Below are 16,794 nucleotides of genomic sequence, written 5' to 3' on the forward strand. Positions count from 1 at the left end.
TCAGGTAATTGCGCGCCACAACATGATGGCCCAGTCTTTGGCGCCCAATTCGGGGCGATTCATGAATACATCGTAGCCGCTCGCCTCGATACGCTCCAGCACGCGCAGCCCGCCTTGCACCACCAGGCGCAGCTCCAGGCCCATGCGGCCCGGCAGGCGGCGCGCCAGCGGAGCGCCGAAGTGTAGCAGCGCGCGGGCGCGTTCCACTTCGAAAGCCATCAGGTCGCGCCACGCGGGGGTCAGCCGGCAGGCGGCCAGGTCCTCGTCGGTCACGCCATGGCGGCGCAGGTCTTCCTGGGGCAGGTAGACGCGCTGCTTGCGCCAGTCCACCCGCACGTCCTGCCAGAAGTTCACCAGTTGCAGGCCGGTGCAGATCGCGTCGGCCTCGCTCACGTTTTGCGGATTGGTGGCCTCGAACAGGTGCAGCATCAGCCGCCCGACCGGATTGGCGGAGCGGGTGCAGTAATCGGCCAGGGCGTCGTAGGTTTCGTAGCGCTTGACGGCGATGTCCTGCTCGAAGGCGGACAGCAGGTCGTAGAAGGGGGTGATCGGCAGCTGGTGGCGCGCAATGGTGGCGGCCAGCGGCTTGAAGATGCCGGCCAGCTCGGGCGAGCCGGGTTGCGGCGTCGTGCCGGGCTCGGCGCCGATGCGGTGCAGTTCGGCGCGAAACGCGCCCAGCTGGCTCAGCCGTTCCTCGTCCGCGGCGCTGCCCTCGTCGGCGATGTCGTCCGCGGCGCGGGCGAACCGGTAGATATCGGTCACGGCGCCGCGCAGCCGGCGCGGCAGCAGCAGCGAGGCGACGGGGAAGTTCTCGTAGTGATCGATGGACATAAGGCGGGTATTCGATGGCGGCCCGGGGGCCCTGACCGCCTCATTTTAAGGTGAACGGGCTTGCGCTGTTTTCCCCGGACGGCGCAATGCCGCGGGGGCAAGGATCAGTTAGACTTAAGCGCCACAGGATTGCACACCATGCCGCGCCCGATATCCGCCTCCGTCTCCGTTTCCGCCCTTGCGCACAATCTTGCCGCCGTGCGCCGCCACCTCGACCAGACCGCGGCCGCCGCGTCCGGGTTGCCGCCCTCGATCTGGGCGGTCATCAAGGCCAACGCCTACGGGCACGGCATCGAGCAGGCGGTGGCCGGCTTCTCGAAGGCCCAGGGCCTGGCGATGCTGGACCTGGACGAAGCCGTGCGCTGCCGCGAGGCCGGCTGGGGCGGGCCCATCCTGCTGCTGGAAGGGTTTTTCAACCCGTCCGACCTCGACATCGTCGACCGCTACCACCTCAGCACCACGGTGCACAACCGCGAGCAGCTCGACATGCTGGCGCGCGCTCGCCTGTCGCGCCGCGTGGACATCATGCTCAAGCTAAACAGCGGCATGAACCGCCTGGGCTTCAGCCCGGCGGCCTATGCCGCGGCGCACGAGCGCGCCATGCTGCTGCAACAGCAGGGCACCGTGGGCTCCGTGGGCAAGATGACCCATTTCGCCTGCGCCGACGGCCCCCAGGGGGTGAACGAGCAACTGGGCGTCTTCAATTCGGTGACGCATAAGCTGCCGGGCGCGATCAGCGTCTGCAACTCGGCCGCCACCCTGCGCTTCGCCGAAATCGCCGTCGCGTCGGAAGCGCAGGCGCACTGGGTGCGGCCGGGCATCTGCCTCTACGGCGCCTCCCCGTTCGCGGACGCCGAGGCCGCTTCCTTCGGCCTCAAGCCGGCGATGTCGCTGCGGTCTGAAATCATCGCCGTGCAGGAACTCAAGGCGGGCGATTCGGTGGGCTACGGCGCCATTTTCCGCGCCGAGCGTTCCATGCGCATCGGCATCGTGGCCTGCGGCTACGCCGACGGCTACCCGCGCCACGCCGCGACCGGCACGCCGGTGGTGGTGGCCGGCATCCGTACCCAGTTGGTGGGCCGCGTGTCCATGGACATGCTGATCGTCGACCTGGGGCCCATTCCGGCCGCCGGCGTGGGCACGCCCGTCTCGCTCTGGGGCGAGGACGGCCCGTCCGTGGACGAGGTGGCCGAGGCCGCCGGCACCATCGGCTACGAGCTTTTGTGCGCCCTGGCGCCGCGCGTTCCGGTCGCGCGAGACGTCTGACGCGGCAGTCCGGCGGGCAAGAATTGCTACGCAATTTACAAGACAGGTGGCGCCGGATGGTGTCTACTTGGAAGACCGGGCGCTCTAGCGCCCGTTTTTGACCAAGAAAACAATCTGCGAGGTTTCGATCCATGAAGGACAAATGCGTGCTCATTACGGGCGCCACCAAAGGCATAGGCTGGGCCCTTACTCAGCGGCTGTCCGACATGGGCTGTCACGTGGTCGGCATCGCGCGCAACACCACGGACGTGGATTTCCCCGGCTATCTCTACGCCTGTGACCTGGCCGACGCCGGCCGCACCGAGGAAGTGCTGCGTGAAATCCGCGAGAAATTCCCGGTCGACGCCGTGGTCAACAACGTCGGCATCGTGTCGCCGCAGCCCCTGGGCGAAATCGACCTGGCCACGCTCTACAACGTGCTCGACCTGAATGTGCGCGTGGCCGTGCAGGTGACGCAGGCTTTCATCGAATCCATGAAGGTGCGCCGCGCAGGCCGCATCGTCAACGTGGTCAGCCGCGCCATCTACGGCGGCCAGGATCGCACCGCCTATTCGGCCGCCAAGAGCGCGCTGGTGGGCTGCACCCGCAGCTGGGCGCTGGAACTCGCCGAGTACGGCGTCACCGCCAACGCGGTCGCGCCCGGCCCGATCGAAACGGAAATGTTCCGCGCCACGCGTCCGGCCGGCAGCGAGGGCGAAAAGCGTGCCCTGGCATCCGTGCCCATGAAGCGCCTGGGCACCCCCGCCGAGGTGGCGGCCGCCATCGCCTTCCTGCTGTCGGACGACGCGGGCTTCATCACCGGCCAGGTATTGGGCGTGGACGGCGGCGGCAGCCTGGCCGGCCGTTCCTGACCCGCGGCGTCAGCCGCGCACCGCGCTGCGGAAGGCCGCTGAAAGGGCCGCGAGCGCATCGCGCGCCCGGCCGTCCCGGACCCGGGTGTGAAGCACGACCGGCAATGGCGGTATGGCGGGCAACCCCAGCCTGGGCCCCGCGTCCACCGCGCCGAACGGCAGCATGCGCGGCGACAGCGCCGCGACGCCGAGCCCCGCCATCACGGCGGCGGTGACCGCCATCACGCCGCCGCCGACGAAGACTTCGGTCCACGGTATGCCGGCCGTATCGAGCAGCTCGCCGGCCAGCGCGCGCACGCCGCAAGGCTGCGCCATCGTGGCCAGCGGCAGCGGCTCTCCCGCCCGATGCTGCCAGCCGGGCGCCGCGAACCAGCCGAATTTCTCCTGCGTGATGACCTTCCCGTCGCTGCGGCCGGCATGCAGGCGGACGAGCACCGTGTCGAGTTCGCGCCGGTCGAAGCGCTGCAGCAGATCGTCCGACGAGGCGATCCGTATTTCGATCAACAGCTGCGGGTCCTGCGCGTTCATGCGCGCGATCAGCGCCGGGAGCTCGGGCCCTGCCACGTGGTCGCTGATGCCGATGGCGAGGCGCTGCCTGGCTTCGGCCACTGCGGACAAGGCGCGGTCGTGCGCGGCCAGGAGTTCGCGCGCGTGCATGAGGAAGCCGGCGCCTCGCGCCGAGAGCTCCACATAGCGGGGAGTCCGCTCGACCAGGCGGAAACCGAGCCGGTCTTCGAGCCGCTTCAGCTTCAGGCTGACCGCGGCCTGGGTGGTTCCCATGGCTTCGGCGGCCTGCGTGAAGCTGCCGAGTTCGGCTATCCGGACGAAGGCCTTGACGGCGTCGAGGTCGAGTGCGCGCTCAGTCATTTCAAATCTTTATGGCTGATATATGTATGGATAGCGTATCAGAATAGATAACATGAAGCGGCACTCTATGGAGAACCACGATGCCGCTAGTTCATATCTCGTTGCGCGCCGGAAAGCCGGAAGCCTATCGCCAGGCAATTTTCGACGGCGTCTACCAGGCGTTGCGCGACACATTCAACGTGCCCGACGACGACCAGTTCATGGTCATGACCGAGCATGACGCCGCCAATTTCCGCTACGGCGCGACCTACCTGGATGTCGCTCGAAGCGACGACGTCGTGTTCATCCAGATCACGGCAAGCAACACCCGCGGCATGGAGCAGAAGAAGGCGCTGTTCCGGCGGATCGCGCAGCGGCTGGGCGCCCGCCCGGGCATGCGGGAGGAGGACGTGTTCGTGAGCCTGGTGGAGGTGGCGAAGGAGAACTGGTCGCTCGGCCGCGGCCTCGCGCAATACGCATGAGGCCGCGGCGCGGCCCATTGCGGGCCGCGTCGCCTGCGGAATCAGTAGGGGCCTTTGGAGGCCGCGGGGGCGGCGACGTCCTTGAACTGGCCCGCCAGCTGTTCCGCCGCGCGCGCCAGCAGCAGGGCGTCCACGCCCACGGCCACGAAGGTGGCGCCCAACGACAGGTAGTGCCTGGCCCGGTCGACGCTGCTGTGCAGGATGCCGGCCGCCTTGCCCGAGCGCACGATGCGCGTGATGGCATCGTCGATCGCCTCGACCACGGCTGGATGGTCCGGCTGGCCCAGGTAGCCCATGTTGGCCGACAGGTCGGCCGGCCCGATGAACGCGCCGTCCACGCCTTCCACGGCCAGGATGTCTTCCAGCGCCTCGACGCCGAGCGGCGTCTCGATCTGCACCAGCACGCACATCTGATCGTTGGCGCGCCGCAGGTAGTCGGGAATGCGGTTCCAGCGCGAGGAGCGGGCCAGCGCGCTGCCCACGCCGCGGATGCCTTGCGGCGGATAGCGCACCGCGGCGACGGCGGCCGCGGCCTCGGCGGCGGATTGCACCATGGGCACCAGTATCGTCTGCGCGCCCGCGTCCAGGATCTGCTTGATCTGCACGGCGTCGTTCCAGGCCGGGCGCACAACCGGGGCCACGGGATAGGCGGCCACCGATTGCAGCTGCGCCAGCGTGGTCTGCAGGGTATTGGGCGCGTGCTCGCCGTCGATCAGCAGCCAGTCGAAGCCGGCGCCCGCGACGATCTCGCTGGAATAGGCGTTGCACAGGCCGGCCCACAGGCCGATCTGGGGTTTGCGGTCTTGCAGCGCGCGCTTGAAGGTGTTGCTCAGGATGTCCATGGACGACGGATTGCTCAAATGAAGTGGCAGTTGACGGAACCCAGCGCGCCGTAGTCGACGTTGAAGGTATCGCCGGGGCGGGCCGCCACCGGCCGGGTGAAGGAACCCGACAGGATGATCTCGCCCGCCTCCAGCGCCATGTCGTGGGCGGCCAGCTTGTTTGCCAGCCATACTACGCCATTCGCGGGATGGTTCAAGACGCCGGCGGCCACGCCGGTTTCCTCGATGACGGCATTGCGCGACAGGATCGCGCCGATCCAGCGCAGGTCCAGCTCGCCGATCTTCACGGGGCGTCCGCCCATGACCACGCCCGCGTTGGCCGCGTTGTCGGCGATGGTGTCGAACACCTTGCGGGGGCGCTTGCTGTCGGGGTCGATGCCGTGCGAGCGCGCATCGATGATCTCCAGCGCGGGGATCACGTAGTCGACCGCGTCGTACACCTTGAACAGCGTGACGTCCGGGCCTTGCAGGCGCTTGCCCAGCACGAAGGCCAGCTCGACTTCCAGGCGCGGCAGGATGAAGCGGTCGGCGGGGATGTCGGCGCCGTCGTCGAAGAACATATCGTCCAGCAGCATGCCGAAGTCGGGCTCCTGGATCTGCGAGGCCTGCTGCATGGCGCGCGAGGTCAGCCCGATCTTGTGGCCGCGCTTGACGCGTCCTTCGCCGAGCTTGATCTCCATCCAGGCGCGCTGGATGGCATAGGCGTCGGCGATATCGATGTCGGGGTAGTCCAGCGAGATCTGGCGGATCTGCGTGCGCGCGCGTTCGGCATCGTGCAGGCGCGCGGCCAGCGCGCGCACGGTAGAAGTGTCTAGCATGGGGATTCCTGTGGAGAGGGATTCAAGTCGGGTAGGGGGCCAGCGTATTGACCAGCCGGCCGATGCCTTCGATTTCGGTCACGACCTCGTCGCCGGGCAGCACGTTGACGATGCCGTCGGGCGTGCCCGTCAGGATCAGGTCGCCGGGCGACAGCGTCATGAAACTGCTGAAGTACTCGATCAGCGCGGGCACGTCGAACACCATGTCGCGGGTATTGCCGCGCTGCGTCTCGACGCCGTTGACGGTGGTGCGCAGGTTCAGGTTCATGGGATCGGGCACGTCGTCGCGGTCCACCAGCCAGGGGCCGAGCGGCGTGCAGGTGTCGCGGCTCTTCACGCGCAGGTTGGGGCGATACCAGTTTTCGAGGTAGTCGCGCAGCGCGTAGTCGTTGGCCACCGTGTAGCCGGCCACGTGGTCGTAGGCCCGGGCGCGGCTCACCTTGCTCGCGGTCTTGCCTATCACCACCGCCAGCTCGCACTCGTAGTGCATGAATTCCACGTCGGCGGGGCGCAGCGTCTGCCCGCGGTGGCCGATGAAGGTGTTGGCGGCCTTGAGGAAGCCCAGCGGCTCCTCCGGCGCCTTGAACGCCAGTTCCTTGGCGTGGTCGGCATAGTTGATGGCCAGGGTGAACGTCGTGCGCGGCTCGATGGGCGGCAGCCACGTCACCGCCTCCTCGGGCAGTTCGCGGCCGTCGGCCAGGCGGAGGCGGCCGGGGCCGGCTTCGGTCGCGGCGTGGATGACGCCGTCCAGGGCAATGCGGGCATGTTTCATGGCGGGATTCCTTGGATCACAGGCCGGCCTGGGCGGCCACCAGCGGATTGCTCAGCGTGCCCACCTGCGCGATGCGGATGTCGTAGCGCTGGCCGGCGCGCGCGCGCGGCGCGCCCGGCGGCACGCCGACGAGCAGCAGGTCGCCCGGCTCCAGGCTCATGAACTGCGTGACGTCGGCGATCAGTTGAGCCACCGGCCGGATCAGGCCGGCGGTGCTGGCGCGCTGGGCCACCGCGCCGTCGATGCGGACTTCGATGTCCAGCGCGTCGGGGTCGGCGATCGACGCGGCGGGCGCGAGCGCGCTGCCGATGGGGCAGAAGCCGTCGCGGCTTTTCTGCTTGAGCGCGGGGCGGAAGTAGCTGGCGTGCGGCGCCGAGAGATCGGCCACCACCCGGTAGCCCGCCACGTAGTCCAGGGCGTCGGCGGCGTCGACGCGGGTGGCGCGGCGGGCGAACTCCACGGCCAGGCAGGCGCCCACCTCGACTTCCGCCACGTCGGGCGGCAGGGCGATGGGCGCGCCGTCGCGCGCATAGGTGTTGGCGGGCTTGATGTAGAGCACGGGCGCCTTGGGCGCGCTCTTGTAGGGCGCGGCCTCGATGGCGTCGCCCAGCGCGGCCAGCGCCTCGGGCGTGTTCAGCGCCACGCCCACCACGGTGCGCGGGGAGGGCGCCGCGGCCGCGCGCGCGGCGAGATGCTCGCGGTAATTGTTGAGCTTGTAGTTCAGCACCGGATGGGCTTCCTCGATCTGCATCGAGAGGCCCAGCGGACGCGAGGCCATCTGCGGCGCCAGCGCCGCGGTCAGGGCCTCGAATACGCGCGCGCCCAGCGCGGCCTTCTGTTCATCGCTGCGGCCGTGGCCGATGCGCAGCGTCACGTGCACGAAGGCATTGTCCGGATGTCCGTCGACGATCAGGTAGTCGTCCACGCGCAGGGCGCGGGTGCGCGCGCCCGCCAGCGGGAACAGGCTGCCGTCGCCGATGGCGGCGTCCTGCACGGTCCGCATCAGCGTTCGCGTATCCAGGGCCAGATTGCCCGAGTATTCGATCCAGATATGGGGCATGGCCTGCTCCGATCAAGATAGTTAGCATGTTAATAATATTAATGAAAAAACCCCGCGGCGGCAACGGCCGGCTGGGGGTTTCCCGGCGTTGACAGCACTGCGCCGTAAGCATAATGTTAACGTGTTAATTAATTGCTGCGCGGGCCCGCCCGGCGCAGCCCCAGGCCAAGGAGCCGCGCGTGAGCATCAAGCATTGGATCAACGGCAGGCAGGTCGACAGCGCCGACCGCTTCGTTACCACCAACCCGGCCACGGGAGAGGCCATCGACGAAGTGGCCGCGGGCGGCCAGGCGGAAATCGACGCCGCCGTCGCGGCGGCGGCCGCGGCCTTCCCCAAGTGGGCCGGCACCCCCGCCAAGGAGCGCGCCCGCCTCATGCGCAGGCTGGGCGAGCTGATCGACGAGAACGTGCCGATGCTGGCCGAACTGGAAACGCGGGATACCGGCCTGCCCATTTCCCAGACCCGCAAGCAGCTGATTCCGCGGGCCTCCGAAAATTTCAACTTCTTCGCCGAAGTGTGCACGCGCATGAACGGTCACACCTATCCGGTGGACGACCAGATGCTCAACTACACGCTCTACCAGCCGGTGGGCGTGTGCGCGCTGGTGTCGCCCTGGAACGTGCCGTTCATGACGGCCACCTGGAAGACCGCGCCGTGCCTGGCGCTGGGCAATACCGCCGTGCTGAAGATGTCCGAACTCTCGCCGCTGACGGCCGACCAGCTGGGCAGGCTGGCGCTGGAGGCGGGCATTCCCGCCGGCGTGCTGAACGTGGTGCAGGGCTATGGCGCCACCGCTGGCGACGCGCTGGTGCGCCATCCCGGCGTGCGCGCGATTTCCTTCACCGGCGGCACCGCGACGGGCAAGAAGATCCTGGCCAGCGCCGGCGGCGTGAAGAAGTACTCGATGGAGCTGGGCGGCAAATCGCCCGTGCTGATCTTCGACGACGCCGACGTCGAGCGGGCGCTGGACGCCGCCTTGTTCACCATTTTTTCGCTCAACGGCGAACGCTGCACCGCCGGCTCGCGGATTTTCGTGCAGCGGACCCTGTACGACGACTTCGTGCGGCGCTTCGCCGAACGCGCCCGCCGCCTGGTCGTGGGCGATCCCACCGGCGAACGGACCCACGTGGGCGCGATGATTTCGCGCGCGCACTGGGAGAAGGTCACGGGCTACATCCGCCTCGCGGAGCAGGAAGGCGCGCGCGTGCTCGCGGGCGGCGCCGGGCGGCCCGAAGGGCTGCCGGCCAGCCTGGCCGGCGGCAACTTCGTCAGCCCCACGGTGCTGGCCGACGTCGACAACCGCATGCGCTGCGCGCAGGAAGAGATCTTCGGCCCGGTGGCCTGCCTGCTGCCGTTCGAGGACGAGGCCGAGGGCCTGGCGTTGGCCAACGACGTAAAGTACGGCCTGGCTTCCTATATCTGGACCCGCGACATCGGCCGCGCGCATCGCCTGGCCCGCGGCATCGAAGCCGGCATGGTGTTCATCAACAGCCAGAACGTGCGCGACCTGCGCCAGCCCTTCGGCGGCACCAAGGAATCGGGCACGGGGCGCGAAGGCGGCGAATACAGCTACGAGGTCTTCGCCGAAATCAAGAACGTGTGCGTGTCGATGGGCAGCCACCACATCCCGAAATGGGGCGTCTGAGCCCAGCCCCATTCACAAGAACGAGGAGACTACATCATGGGCAAGCTCGCGCTGGCGGCCAAGGTAACGCATGTGCCGTCCATGTACCTGTCGGAACTGCCCGGCAAGCATCAGGGCTGCCGGGAGGCCGCGATCCAGGGGCACCGCATCATCGGCCAGCGGTGCCGCGACCTGGACGTGGACACCATCGTCGTGCTGGACGTGCATTGGCTGGTCAACGCGGGCTATCACGTCAATTGCAATGCGGGCTTCAAGGGCCGCTACACCAGCAATGAACTGCCGCATTTCATCAAGGACATGGATTACGCCTATCGCGGCGATCCGCAGCTGGGGCGCCGCATCGCCGAATGCGCCACCGCCGCCGGCGTGGGCGCGCGCGCGCACGAAATCGACAGCCTGGAGCTGGAGTACGGCACGCTGGTGCCGATGCGCTACATGAACGGCGACGGCCGCTTCAAGGTGGTGTCGGCCGCGGCATGGTGCGCCTGGCACGCGCTGGACGAAAGCCGGCGCTTCGGCGCCGCGCTGCGCCAGGCCATCGAGGCCGGCGACAGCCGCGTGGCGGTGCTGGCCAGCGGTTCGCTATCGCACCGCTTCAACGATAACGGCAGCCCCGAGGCCGCCATGCACCAGATCAGCCGCGAGTTCTTCCGGCAGGTGGACTTGCGGGTGGTGGATCTGTGGCGGCAGGGGGATTGGAAGACCTTCTGCGCCATGCTGCCCGAGTACGCCGAGCTGTGCGTGGGCGAGGGCGGCATGCACGATACCGCCATGCTGCTGGGCCTGCTGGGCTGGGATGGATACGACAGGCCGGTGGAGATCGTCACCGATTACTTCACCAGTTCCGGCACGGGGCAGATCAACGCGATCTTCCCGGTGCCGGATTGATCAGCCTTCCTCGGGGGCGCGCGGCGCGTCGGCGTCGCGCTTGATGAGGTCGACCATGGTGTCCACGTCCCGGTACAGGCGGTCCAGCAACTCCTTGCCGATCCGGGCTTCGATCTCCTGGTACTTCGCGTCCACTTGAGGGCGCATGCGGTCGATCAGCTTGCTGCTCTTGGGCGTGAGCGAGATTTCCTGGCGGCGCTGGTCGGCGCTGGAACGCGCGCGCTTGATCAGGCCCTGTTCCTGCATGCCCGCGAGCATGCGGGTCAGGCTGGGGCTGAGGATCTGGCAGCTGCGCGCGATCTGGTTGGGCTCCATCGCGCCCACTTCGCTCAGCGTGCGCAACACTCGCCATTGTTGTTCGGTGACGCCGGCCGCGTGCAGGATGGGACGGAAATGCGCCATCAGCGTTTCACGCGCGTAAAGCAGCAGGTGGGGAAGATTGCGGTGGTGGAAGCTCGGACTCATGCGGGTATGTTAGCAAGAAGCCCGGCAAATTCCCGCTGGCGCGGCCGGCACGCGGCCATCCGGCCCGCGAGCCGGGCGGGCCGGAAGTCGGGGCCGGATGAGGCGCTCAGGCCGGATTCTGGTCGGCCAGTTCCTGCAGGTCGTCGGGCAGGGTCAGGTCGGGCGCGCCCTGCTGCAATTCGCGCAGCGCTTGCACGGCGTCGTCTTGCTGGTCGGCCTGCATCAGCGAGCGGATGTGGGCCACGCGGGCCTCGATGTCCGCGTCGCCGAAGGGCGGCACGGTTTCCGCGGCGGCTTCGCCTTGCTGCGCCTCGGCCGGCTGCTGGCCGGCGGCGGGCGTCGCTTCCTGGGCCGGCGCGGCCTGGGGCGCGGGCGCTTCGGCCGCGGGCGCGGCTTCACGCTGCATGACGGGGACGGGCTGCGCGGCGGGCGCTTCGGGCCGGACGGACGGCGGGGCCTCGGCGCGTTCCTGGCTCGCGCCCGATTCGGGGGCGATCAGTTGCGTCGCCTGCTCGGCGAAATCCTGTTGCGCTTCACGCATGTCGGTCCAGGCGAACAGGCCGATGACCATGGCGGCGCAGGCGGCGGCGCCCCAGCCGGGATGCCAGCTGTGCCCGGGATGCCATCTGCGTCGCACCGCCGCGTCCAGCTCGGGATTGGCGGTGGGGCCGGGCCGGCGATACAGCGCGCGCAGGTCCCGTTCATCGTCTTCATCGAAGGGGGGGCGGTAGGTAATGCTCATGCGCGTACTCCTCGCGCATACGCCTGGTGGCAGGGCGCATCCGCGTTTGACCTCCGCGTGCGCCGCGCCGGTTCATCCGGCGGTCTCGTCGCAGCTCGGGTCCTGTTCCGGTTGAGGCGGCTTCCTGGAAAGCCGCGGGTGAATGCGCCGCGATTCCCGTTGCCGCGCCCTGGCGGGCATGCGGCTTCGGGTATGCCGCCCTGGACCGGGCGGTTCGACAATGCGCTGCACTTGCCGATTATGCGCGATTTGAGAGAAATCCGGCAGGAAATTTCTTGAGTTTGCATCATGTAACCTCGATGTGGCCCGCTTTCTGAAAGCAGATCGACAGCTTGGCGCGCCAAACCGGTGCGCGCGGGGGGAACGGCGCGCGCGATCGGTCGCGTTCTCCCGGGCGGGCGAGGGTGGATGCCGGTAAACTTTCGCGCATGGCCAAATCCCGAACCGTATACGTCTGCGCCGATTGCGGCGGCACTACCCCGAAGTGGCAGGGCAAATGCCCTCACTGCAACGCCTGGAACACGCTGGAAGAAACCCTGGAGTCCTCGTCCCCGGCCGCGGCCTCGCACCGCTACGCGCCGCTGGCGTCGAGCAGCCCGGTGCGCAGCCTGTCGGAGATCGAGGCCCGCGAAACGCCGCGCCAGCCCACCGGGCTGGACGAGTTCGATCGCGTGCTGGGCGGCGGCCTGGTGGCCGGCGCCGTCGTGCTGATCGGCGGGGATCCCGGCATCGGCAAATCCACGCTGCTGTTGCAGGCGCTGGCGTCCCTGTCGACCACCACCAACGTGCTGTACGTCACGGGCGAGGAATCCGCCGAGCAGGTGGCGCTGCGCGCGCGGCGCCTGGGCCTGCAGACCGGCAACGTCAACCTGCTGGCCGAAATCCGGCTGGAGGCCATCCAGGCCGCGGTGTCCGAGCAGAAGCCCACCGTGGCCGTCATCGACTCGATCCAGACGCTCTACAGCGGCGAGCTGACCGCGGCGCCGGGCTCGGTGTCGCAGGTGCGCGAATGCGCGGCGCAACTCACGCGCCTGGCCAAGCAGACCGGCATCGCCATCGTCATGATCGGCCACGTCACCAAGGACGGCGCGCTGGCCGGGCCGCGCGTGCTCGAACACATCGTCGATACCGTGCTGTATTTCGAAGGGGACACGCATTCCTCGTTCCGCCTGGTGCGCGCCTTCAAGAACCGCTTCGGCGCGGTCAACGAACTGGGCGTGTTCGCGATGACGGACCGGGGGCTGCGCGGCGTGGCCAATCCGTCCGCGCTGTTCCTGTCGCAGCACGAGCAGCAGGTGGCAGGATCCTGCGTCATGGCCACGCAGGAAGGCACCCGTCCGCTGCTGGTGGAAATCCAGGCGCTGGTCGATACCTCGCACGCGCCCAACCCGCGCCGGCTGACGGTGGGGCTGGAAGGCAACCGGCTGGCGATGCTGCTGGCCGTGCTGCACCGGCATGCGGGCGTGTCCACCTTCGACCAGGACGTCTTCGTCAACGCGGTGGGCGGCGTGCGCATCACCGAGCCCGCGGCCGACCTGCCGGTGCTCCTGGCCATCATGTCCTCGTTGCGCGACAAGCCGCTGCCGCGCGGGCTGATCGCGTTCGGCGAAGTGGGCCTGGCCGGCGAGATCCGGCCCGCGCCGCGCGGCCAGGAGCGCTTGCGCGAAGCGGCCAAGCTGGGCTTTTCGATCGCCCTGATCCCCAAGGCCAACGCGCCGCGCCAGCCGATCGAGGGGCTGGAGATCTGGGCCGTGGACCGGCTGGACGCCGCGCTGGACAAACTGCGTTGACGCCGCGGGCCGGCGCGGCCCGGCGGCGTTTCCCGAATCCGTATTCTGATCGCCCGCCTCCGATTGGCCGGGCCTGCTGGAGCAAGACTTGAGTCTGTTAGTTATCGCCGCCTGCCTGGCCGCCGGCGGCCTGATCGGTTTCATGGGGGGCGTGCTGGGCATCGGCGGCGGCCTGATCGCGATTCCCGCGCTGGTGCTGCTGATGGGCATGTCGCAGCAGCTGGCGCAGGGCACGGCGCTCATCATGGTCCTGCCCACCATCATGATGGCGGTGCGCAAGTACAACCAGCAGGTGCGCATCGACAAGCGCGTGGCGCTGGCGGGCGCGGCGGGCGCCGTGGTATTCACCTGGGTCGGCGCGCGGCTGGCGCTGGGCATCGATTCCGGCATCCTGCGCCGCAGCTTCGCGGTGTTCCTGTTCTTCATCGCGCTCTTCTACGTGTGGCAGACCTGGCGCGCCTCGCGCCCGGCCGCCGCGCGCAAGCCTGCGGCCAAGGGCGAGGCGCCGGTGTTCACGCCGCGTCGCGCCAGCGTGCTGGGCATCCTGTGCGGCACGCTCGGCGGCTTCTTCGGCGTGGGCGGCGCGGTGCTGGCCGTGCCCATCATCACCACGGTGTTCCGCCTGCCGCAGACCACCGCGCAGGCGCTGGCCCTGAGCATGGTGATTCCCGGCTCCACCATCGCGCTGATCACCTACACCTGGGCGGGGCAGGCCGATTGGCTGGTGGGCGCGCCGCTGGCGATCGGCAGCCTGCTGTTCGTGCCGGTGGGCGTCAAGCTGGCCTACCGGCTTCCTGAACGAAAGCTGAGAGCCTGCTTCGCGCTCATGCTGTTCGCCACCGTGGCGCTGCTCGCGTTCGAGAGCTGATCCTTGCATCCAGATGTCGAACCCATTTCGAACCGTTAGCGGCCGAAAATTTATGGTTCCACGCTGAACCTTCCTGAGGGGGCGGCCTCCAACCGGTACGGGTCAAGCGGCGATGTTGCCGCCCCGTGTCGGAAAAAGGCTCAGGCCTTATACATTCAGGAGTTCATGAAATGACGACTCACTCCCGTATCGCTGCGTTCCTATCCACCTCGGCCCTGTGCCTCGGCCTGGCCGCCGCGCCTGGCGCGTATGCGGCCGATGCCTCGGCCAAGTCGGGTGAAACCAAGACCCAGGCGCAGCACAAGCATCACAAGTCCGACAAATCCTCCGCCAAGCACGAGGCGGGTAAGTCGGGCGGGGCCGCGAAGATGGATAAGTCCGGCAGCGCGACGCCGGCCAAGTAATCGCATCGGGCCGCGAGGCCCGGGTTCCTTTGCGCAAACGACATCCGGTTCCCGCGGGGGCCGGAAAGTCGAAAGCCTCTCGGTATGGGCGCCGGGAGGCTTTTTTCTTTTGGGCGGGCCGGGCCCGCCCGCTTACTCCGCCGGCGTGATCACGCGGCCGGTTTCGAAGAACGCCTGCAGATTGTCGAGCACCAGGTTCTCCATGCTCAGGCGCGTTTCCAGCGTCGCGCTGCCGATGTGCGGCAGCACCACGGCGTTGTCGCTGGTGGCGAGGGCTTCGGGCACCTTGGGCTCGTGCTCGAACACGTCCAGCGCGGCGCAGCCCAGCTTGCCGGCCTGCAGCGTTTCGACCAGCGCGGTTTCATCGATCACCGGACCGCGCGCGATGTTGACGATGATGCCGGCGGGGCCGAGCGCTTCCAGCACCTCACGGTTCACCAGATGGCGCGTGCCGGCGCCGCCGACCGTCGCCACGATGAGGAAGTCGGCCCAGCGGGCCAGGTCGGTGAGCGAGGCTTCGTAGCCGTACTGCACGTCGTCGCGCTGGCGGCGGTTGTGGTAGCGGATGTCCATGTCGAAGCCCGCGCCGCGCCGCGCGATGGCTTCGCCGATGCGGCCCAGGCCCACGATGCCTAGCTTCTTGCCGCTGACGCGCAGGCCCAGCGGGATGCTGCCGTGGACCTGGCCCGAGCCCCAGTGGCCCGCGCGCACGAAGCGTTCGCCCTGGCCCATGCGGCGGGCGCCGGCGATCAGCAGGCCCCAGGCGAGGTCCGCCACGCAGTCGGTCAGCACGTCGGGCGTGTTGCTCACTTGCACGCCGCGCTGCTTGGCGGCCTGGATGTCGATGGTTTCATAGCCGACGCCCCAGCTGCAGATGGCCTTCAGGTCGGGCAGGGCGTTGATGAGTTCGGCGTCGGCGCCGTGGTTGGCCGAGGTGACGACCGCGGTGATGCCCTTGCCGTGTTCGGCCAGCGCGGCCTTGCGGTCCGGGTACTTCCACAGCTCGACGATGTCGTAGCGCTCCGCGAGGCTACGGTTGGCGGTGGGGGAACCGGCCAGCGAGCCGACCTGGATGATGCGATGCTTGGTGGTCATGTTGTCGTACAGGTGGGTGGCAAAATACCGATGCTACTTGATCCGGCTCCGGATCAGGCCGGGAATGCCCTCGCGAGGCATCCCGGCCCGCGGATCGCGGCGCTATTCCAGCTGGATGTTGGCCTGCTTGATCACGTCCTTCCAGCGCTTCACCTCGGCCTGCTGGAACGCGGTGAATTGCTGGGGCGTGTTCGCCACGACCTCGAAGCCCAGCCCTTGCAGCGTCTTCTCGGTCTGGGGCTCGCGCAGGGCCGTCTGCAGCGCCTTGGACAACTGCTGGACGATGGGCGCGGGGGTGCCCTTGGGCACGGCGAAGCCTTGCCAGGAATACACCACCATGTCCTTGATGCCGGCCTCCGTCAGGGTCGGCACGTCCGGCAGGTCGGCGGCGCGCGCGTCGCCGGTGATCGCCAGCGCCTTGAGCTTGCCCGCCTTGATGTGGGTCTGGACCGCGCCCAGGTTCTGGAACGACACGTTGACCTGTCCGCCGATCAGGTCGGCGATCGCGGCGCCGCCGCCGCGGTAGGGCACGTCCACCCCGGTGCTTTGCGTGCGCTGGCGAAACAGCACCGCCGACAGGTGGTCGGAGGAGCCCGTGCCCGAGGATGCGTACGACACCTTGCCCGGGTTCTTCTTCGCGTAGTCCACCAGTTCGGCGACGGTGGCGGCGGGGAAGTTGGGCGAGGCGACCAGCACGTTGGGATTGCGTACCGCCTGCGTCAGGTATTCGAAATCCTTGCTGGGGTTGTACGACAGGGTCTTGTACAGGGCTTCGTTGATGGCGAAGGTGCCGATCGAGCCCACCATCATGGTGTAGCCGTCCGGCGTCGCGCGCGCCAGCGCCTGCGCGCCGATGGCGCTGTTCGCGCCGGGCTTGTTCTCGACCACGAAGGTCTGCCCGAGGAGCTTGGTGAGCGCGGGCGTGACCGAGCGCGCGGTGATGTCGGAGGAGCCGCCCGGCACGAAGGGAACGATCATCGTGACGGGCTTGTCGGGATAGCCGGCCGCGTGCGCGGCCGGCCCGACAGGCAGGGCGGCGCCCGCCGCGGCGGCCGTCACGGCAACGGCGCTCAGTAGTCTGTTCATGGTGTCTCCAGGTTCGCGCGATGATGTGAGGAGCCCGCCGCC

General features: G+C 68.6%; 18 protein-coding genes. 8 read left to right on the forward strand and 10 right to left on the reverse strand.

All coding sequences use genetic code 11. The features are described 5' to 3' along the window. On the reverse strand, nucleotides 1-831 hold the full coding sequence (gene hpnC, locus ADE01S_RS21525) for a squalene synthase HpnC (protein ID WP_062683794.1): 831 nt from the start codon (nucleotides 829-831) through the stop codon (nucleotides 1-3). Between the two features lie 138 nt (nucleotides 832-969). Here hpnC and alr point away from each other — a divergent pair, with 138 nt between their 5' ends. Together alr and ADE01S_RS21535 are read left to right on the forward strand one after the other, a co-directional pair. Further along, nucleotides 970-2,097 carry an alanine racemase gene (gene alr, locus ADE01S_RS21530; RefSeq protein WP_062683795.1) on the forward strand — a complete coding sequence of 376 codons (1,128 nt, stop codon included), beginning with the start codon at nucleotides 970-972 and terminating at the stop codon, nucleotides 2,095-2,097. 131 nt (nucleotides 2,098-2,228) lie between these two features. After that, nucleotides 2,229-2,948, forward strand: a complete 720-nt coding sequence (locus tag ADE01S_RS21535; protein ID WP_062683796.1) for an SDR family oxidoreductase — start codon at nucleotides 2,229-2,231, stop codon at nucleotides 2,946-2,948. A 9-nt stretch (nucleotides 2,949-2,957) separates the two neighbouring features. Here the strand turns inward: ADE01S_RS21535 and ADE01S_RS21540 are convergent, their stop codons facing one another. Next, nucleotides 2,958-3,815: a LysR family transcriptional regulator gene (locus ADE01S_RS21540; RefSeq protein ID WP_062683797.1), complete on the reverse strand. Its 858-nt coding sequence runs from the start codon at nucleotides 3,813-3,815 to the stop codon at nucleotides 2,958-2,960. An 80-nt stretch (nucleotides 3,816-3,895) separates the two neighbouring features. On the opposite strand from ADE01S_RS21540, the gene ADE01S_RS21545 reads away from it, so the two are divergent. Then, on the forward strand, nucleotides 3,896-4,276 hold the full coding sequence (locus tag ADE01S_RS21545) for a tautomerase family protein (RefSeq protein ID WP_062683798.1): 381 nt from the start codon (nucleotides 3,896-3,898) through the stop codon (nucleotides 4,274-4,276). A gap of 41 nt (nucleotides 4,277-4,317) precedes the next feature. On the opposite strand, the gene hpaI is transcribed toward ADE01S_RS21545, so the two are convergent. The 4 genes from hpaI to ADE01S_RS21565 are packed head-to-tail and all read right to left on the reverse strand — an operon-like array spanning nucleotide 4,318 to nucleotide 7,768. After that, entirely contained in the window at nucleotides 4,318-5,118 is an 801-nt protein-coding gene (gene hpaI, locus ADE01S_RS21550) for a 4-hydroxy-2-oxoheptanedioate aldolase (RefSeq protein ID WP_062683799.1), read from the reverse strand. A gap of 14 nt (nucleotides 5,119-5,132) precedes the next feature. Further along, nucleotides 5,133-5,936, reverse strand: a complete 804-nt coding sequence (hpaH, locus tag ADE01S_RS21555; RefSeq protein WP_062683800.1) for a 2-oxo-hept-4-ene-1,7-dioate hydratase — start codon at nucleotides 5,934-5,936, stop codon at nucleotides 5,133-5,135. Nucleotides 5,937-5,958: 22 nt separating this feature from the next. Continuing rightward, nucleotides 5,959-6,708 (reverse strand): fumarylacetoacetate hydrolase family protein, encoded by a 750-nt coding sequence (locus tag ADE01S_RS21560; RefSeq protein WP_062683801.1) that lies wholly within the window; start codon nucleotides 6,706-6,708, stop codon nucleotides 5,959-5,961. 16 nt (nucleotides 6,709-6,724) lie between these two features. Further along, nucleotides 6,725-7,768 (reverse strand): fumarylacetoacetate hydrolase family protein, encoded by a 1,044-nt coding sequence (locus tag ADE01S_RS21565; protein ID WP_075873296.1) that lies wholly within the window; start codon nucleotides 7,766-7,768, stop codon nucleotides 6,725-6,727. A 179-nt stretch (nucleotides 7,769-7,947) separates the two neighbouring features. On the opposite strand from ADE01S_RS21565, the gene hpaE reads away from it, so the two are divergent. Both hpaE and hpaD read left to right on the forward strand, forming a co-directional pair. Continuing rightward, nucleotides 7,948-9,414 carry a 5-carboxymethyl-2-hydroxymuconate semialdehyde dehydrogenase gene (gene hpaE, locus ADE01S_RS21570; protein ID WP_062683802.1) on the forward strand — a complete coding sequence of 489 codons (1,467 nt, stop codon included), beginning with the start codon at nucleotides 7,948-7,950 and terminating at the stop codon, nucleotides 9,412-9,414. Nucleotides 9,415-9,450: 36 nt separating this feature from the next. Continuing rightward, nucleotides 9,451-10,302, forward strand: coding sequence for a 3,4-dihydroxyphenylacetate 2,3-dioxygenase (gene hpaD / locus ADE01S_RS21575; RefSeq protein WP_062683803.1), 852 nt, complete (start codon nucleotides 9,451-9,453; stop codon nucleotides 10,300-10,302). On the opposite strand, the gene hpaR is transcribed toward hpaD, so the two are convergent. Next, the gene (gene hpaR / locus ADE01S_RS21580) at nucleotides 10,303-10,767 is read right to left on the reverse strand and encodes a homoprotocatechuate degradation operon regulator HpaR (protein WP_062683804.1); all 465 of its coding nucleotides are present in this window, start codon (nucleotides 10,765-10,767) and stop codon (nucleotides 10,303-10,305) included. 106 nt (nucleotides 10,768-10,873) lie between these two features. Then, nucleotides 10,874-11,509: a hypothetical protein gene (locus tag ADE01S_RS21585; protein ID WP_062683805.1), complete on the reverse strand. Its 636-nt coding sequence runs from the start codon at nucleotides 11,507-11,509 to the stop codon at nucleotides 10,874-10,876. A 428-nt stretch (nucleotides 11,510-11,937) separates the two neighbouring features. Between ADE01S_RS21585 and radA the strand changes: the two genes are divergently transcribed. The 3 genes from radA (at nucleotide 11,938) to ADE01S_RS21600 (ending at nucleotide 14,571) form a co-directional block, all read left to right on the forward strand. Continuing rightward, nucleotides 11,938-13,299 (forward strand): DNA repair protein RadA, encoded by a 1,362-nt coding sequence (radA, locus tag ADE01S_RS21590; RefSeq protein ID WP_062683806.1) that lies wholly within the window; start codon nucleotides 11,938-11,940, stop codon nucleotides 13,297-13,299. An 88-nt stretch (nucleotides 13,300-13,387) separates the two neighbouring features. Next, nucleotides 13,388-14,167, forward strand: coding sequence for a sulfite exporter TauE/SafE family protein (locus tag ADE01S_RS21595; RefSeq protein WP_062683807.1), 780 nt, complete (start codon nucleotides 13,388-13,390; stop codon nucleotides 14,165-14,167). A 170-nt stretch (nucleotides 14,168-14,337) separates the two neighbouring features. Continuing rightward, nucleotides 14,338-14,571: a hypothetical protein gene (locus tag ADE01S_RS21600; protein WP_062683808.1), complete on the forward strand. Its 234-nt coding sequence runs from the start codon at nucleotides 14,338-14,340 to the stop codon at nucleotides 14,569-14,571. A gap of 132 nt (nucleotides 14,572-14,703) precedes the next feature. On the opposite strand, the gene ADE01S_RS21605 is transcribed toward ADE01S_RS21600, so the two are convergent. Together ADE01S_RS21605 and ADE01S_RS21610 are read right to left on the reverse strand one after the other, a co-directional pair. Beyond that, the gene (locus ADE01S_RS21605) at nucleotides 14,704-15,666 is read right to left on the reverse strand and encodes a 2-hydroxyacid dehydrogenase (RefSeq protein ID WP_062683809.1); all 963 of its coding nucleotides are present in this window, start codon (nucleotides 15,664-15,666) and stop codon (nucleotides 14,704-14,706) included. Between the two features lie 102 nt (nucleotides 15,667-15,768). Continuing rightward, nucleotides 15,769-16,752 (reverse strand): Bug family tripartite tricarboxylate transporter substrate binding protein, encoded by a 984-nt coding sequence (locus ADE01S_RS21610; protein ID WP_062683810.1) that lies wholly within the window; start codon nucleotides 16,750-16,752, stop codon nucleotides 15,769-15,771. Nucleotides 16,753-16,794 lie beyond the last annotated feature (42 nt).

Source organism: Achromobacter denitrificans NBRC 15125 (genome assembly GCF_001571365.1).
In the GTDB taxonomy this organism is placed as follows: Bacteria; Pseudomonadota; Gammaproteobacteria; order Burkholderiales; family Burkholderiaceae_B; genus Achromobacter; species Achromobacter denitrificans.